The 3026-nt window shown below is 60.4% G+C and carries 4 protein-coding genes and 1 tRNA gene; 1 reads left to right on the forward strand and 4 read right to left on the reverse strand.

All coding sequences use genetic code 11. From position 1 onward, the window contains the following. Positions 1-476: 476 nt before the first annotated feature. The gene (locus E6K76_06825; protein TMQ58831.1) at positions 477-668 is read left to right on the forward strand and encodes a hypothetical protein; all 192 of its coding nucleotides are present in this window, start codon (positions 477-479) and stop codon (positions 666-668) included. Between the two features lie 43 nt (positions 669-711). Here E6K76_06825 and E6K76_06830 read toward each other — a convergent pair whose 3' ends face one another. The 4 genes from E6K76_06830 to E6K76_06845 form a co-directional block, all read right to left on the reverse strand. Next, entirely contained in the window at positions 712-1134 is a 423-nt protein-coding gene (locus E6K76_06830; GenBank protein TMQ58832.1) for an HNH endonuclease, read from the reverse strand. Positions 1135-1210: 76 nt separating this feature from the next. After that, entirely contained in the window at positions 1211-1666 is a 456-nt protein-coding gene (locus E6K76_06835) for a hypothetical protein (GenBank protein ID TMQ58833.1), read from the reverse strand. Between the two features lie 98 nt (positions 1667-1764). Next, entirely contained in the window at positions 1765-2637 is an 873-nt protein-coding gene (locus tag E6K76_06840) for a hypothetical protein (GenBank protein TMQ58834.1), read from the reverse strand. 234 nt (positions 2638-2871) lie between these two features. Next, positions 2872-2958, reverse strand: a tRNA-Leu gene (locus tag E6K76_06845). Positions 2959-3026 lie beyond the last annotated feature (68 nt).

The raw sequence follows: 3026 nt of genomic DNA on the forward strand, positions 1-3026 counted from the left end.
GAAACTTGTCGAATCGCGAACCCGCCTAGTGGAAAAGTGGCTTCGAGAGAGGCCAAGGACTTACGGAGTTTTTCCTTCGCCTGGCTCTCCGAGTGAGGGTAGTCTACGCTCCATGAGGACCGTTCCGTGCCGTCAATAGGTTCGGCTTGGCCAGTTGAGCGCGTCGTTTTCGTGGTTTCCCTCCTGCCCCTTGGCTGGTTTTTCTTTCGGGCGATTCCACGCGGCGAGCGTGTGCAAGCACTCCTGGCCATTCCTAAGGCGCTCCTAGCCATACTGCTATTCATCGCGTGGGTGCTTTTCTGGCCAGACTTTTCGTGCGGCACCCATGTTCCCCTGACGGATCCACCAGCATACGAGGACACCTACTAAATCCGCTCGACCTATGCCGTGCAAATCGATCTCTATGAAGCTTCGGGCTCAGATCCTGAGCCGAGACAACGCAGCGCGAGTACACCAAGGCGGGGAGGCCAGGGTTACTGCTTCACGACATGCGGAGGAGCGCGGCGCGCAACATGAGCCAGGAGGGGATGCCTCAGCACCTCGTGATGAAGGCCACGGGGCACAAGACGGTCGAGATGTTCCACCGGTACGCGATCGTGTCTCAGGCGGATTTGGAGGAGGCGCTCGGGCGAGTGGCGGACAAGGACAGCGCGCCGCGGGGAGAATGACGACGGGCCGGAATCGTGATCCGGCCCGCCACCCAGAACACCTTCACCTCGCCGATACAGCGCAACTCCACTGAAGCTTGTCCGACTTGTGGCGATTGTTCTCCCACTGCAACGGCTGCAAGTTACTCAATGCGTCGGTGCCATTCGCGGCCACAGGGGTTATGTGATCGATTTCCCAGCCGGAGTTGGTCTGCATCCCGTACGCGGCCTTCCGAATCAGCGCGCCGCACGCATCTATCCGCTCGACGTTTGGATCGTGACCCGCTATGGCACGTCCTTTGTTCCAGACTGCATTGATGATCGAGGGATCGAATGATCCACCAGATACAGTCGTGTTCCGGTAACGCATTTTGGACTCCTTGGTCGATGTTGAACTTCGTCTGTTGGAAGGTCGAATAAAAGAATTGATTGCGGGCGGTGCGCGAGGTAGTTTGCGGAAAGCCCCACTGCCGTGGCTTCCGTTCATGGCGAAGATCTCCTTGACCAGGGGGTTTTGGGGTTCTTGGCCTGGGGTGTTTGCGCACCCCGGGCCATCTTGTTGCCTACGGCTCCAGCTTAAACTCAGCCCTCCTCTTCATCCGCTCATCGAACCGCCGACGGGCCTGCTCTAACTCGCGTTGAAGCGCCGAGAAAATCCGATCCACATCCGTGGAGTTGAATTCGTAGACGCCTTTGTTGCTGCAATTGCCCAGCACCCGTAGCTTCTCGATCACCAAGCGAGTGCGGCGCTCCGCGACGCGCACGAAGCGCGCGCGCCGGATCTCCCGTTTCGTTTCAGTAGAACCTTTTTCGTTATTCGGATTCTCAGTCATATCCGAGGCGACACAATAGGGCAAGGGAAAGCTCAGGTGCAACGGAATTCGCGCCGATAATGCCGGGAAAGCGCACCGACCCGCCTCCGAATTCTCCTTATCTGATATCAATAGATCAAAAACGCGTGGATCGGTGGGGCAACGCTGTCCATTAAATGCGCTGCATGCCAACAAGTTATGGCTCATTGCCGCGACACGGTTACCGCTTGGACTCAAGCGGCTTGTGGTCAAGGATCCGACAAACTGTTACAGGTGACGAACTTAATGCAGATTACAGCAGGGGACTAGCGGGGGCGTGTGAGCGAGTCGGCGCTCACGTTGAATCCAGCAGCTTGTAATTCCTGCACCATTTTAAACTTCCACGCACCGGCCGGGTCGATTGGCTCGTAGACCACACCGAAGATATCGCTCGGCATCTCGGGGTTCCCCTTCCGCAGGACGAGTACGCGGCTCCGCCCCAGGAACCCGTAGAAGAATCCGAGTTCCACGAGGACGTTCTGGCGGGCGCGAAGCTGGACATCGCCGTCCCCCCTGGCGCGCCCTTCATCATCTTCAGACATGATGACGACCGCGAATCCCGAGCGCGGTGCGTTGGTCTCGACTTTCTCTACGAGCGTGCGGCCCAGATTGACCCGCTCGTGGATGATCAGCGGCTCCAACCCGATCTGCTGGATTACCCGAGCGACCTCCGCGAGGGCCTGCCCATCGTGGCCATGGACGACAAAGACCTCGTGCCCGATCCCGGGCGTCGCCCGCTGTGGGCGCGCCTCCGTGGTGGGATGGTCGTGCAGCTTCTCTTCAAGGCGGTTGATCAATCCCTCGAGCACGGCCCTCGCCTCAGGGACTCCTCCCTCGAAGCGCTGTTGTACCTCCCACTCGGAGGTGACCATGGTCGGGGGTCCCGAGGTTATCTGGAAGTATTGGTGGTCGCCATATTCCGGGGATTGCGGGCCGAAGATTTCCAGGACCGTATCCCGAATGTCCGATTCGACCGTGTCCACCCTCGTGGAGTCAAAACGGTCGCCGTCCGTCAGCAGTTTCTCCACAGCGCTGATCCGGCGGCGTAGCTTCTCGATGCCGCGCTCGATCTCCTCCCGACTCTGGAAAACCTTCGGGACCGGTAGTGGCGGCGGCGTGTACTTCCGACTCGGTGACAATTCGAACCCCCATGCTGCCCGTTGCGCGCCGCGCGGCGCTCGTCCACTGCCCGGTCCGTCCGCCCGTGATGGCCGGGGAGCCGACCGGGTAGTCGAGGGGGAGTCGAGCCGACGGCTCCCCGGTGCCGAACCGTACGTCGCGTCATACGCTGACCCGCCGGGTGGCTCCCCGGCGGCGCGCCCGAGAATTTTCTCGAAGTGCGCTCCGGCGCGTCCGTACGCGCTGCGTCGATATGGTGCGGAAGGGGGGACTTGAACCCCCACGAGATTGCTCCCACTGGACCCTGAACCCAGCGCGTCTGCCAATTCCGCCACTTCCGCACCGAAAGTGTTCTGGCTGGGCCACCTAAACTACACTAGGATGCCCGGACCAATCAACCGGATGCGCC

It is taken from the genome of Candidatus Eisenbacteria bacterium (genome assembly GCA_005893275.1).
Lineage (GTDB): Bacteria > Eisenbacteria > RBG-16-71-46 > SZUA-252 > SZUA-252 > WS-7.

Bases quoted from the DNA above. Each gene is read 5' to 3' on its own strand.
- E6K76_06835 (TMQ58833.1), bottom strand. From the start codon at position 1,666: ATGAGCCATAACTTGTTGGCATGCAGCGCATTTAATGGACAGCGTTGC.
- E6K76_06830 (TMQ58832.1), bottom strand. From the start codon at position 1,134: ATGAACGGAAGCCACGGCAGTGGGGCTTTCCGCAAACTACCTCGCGCA.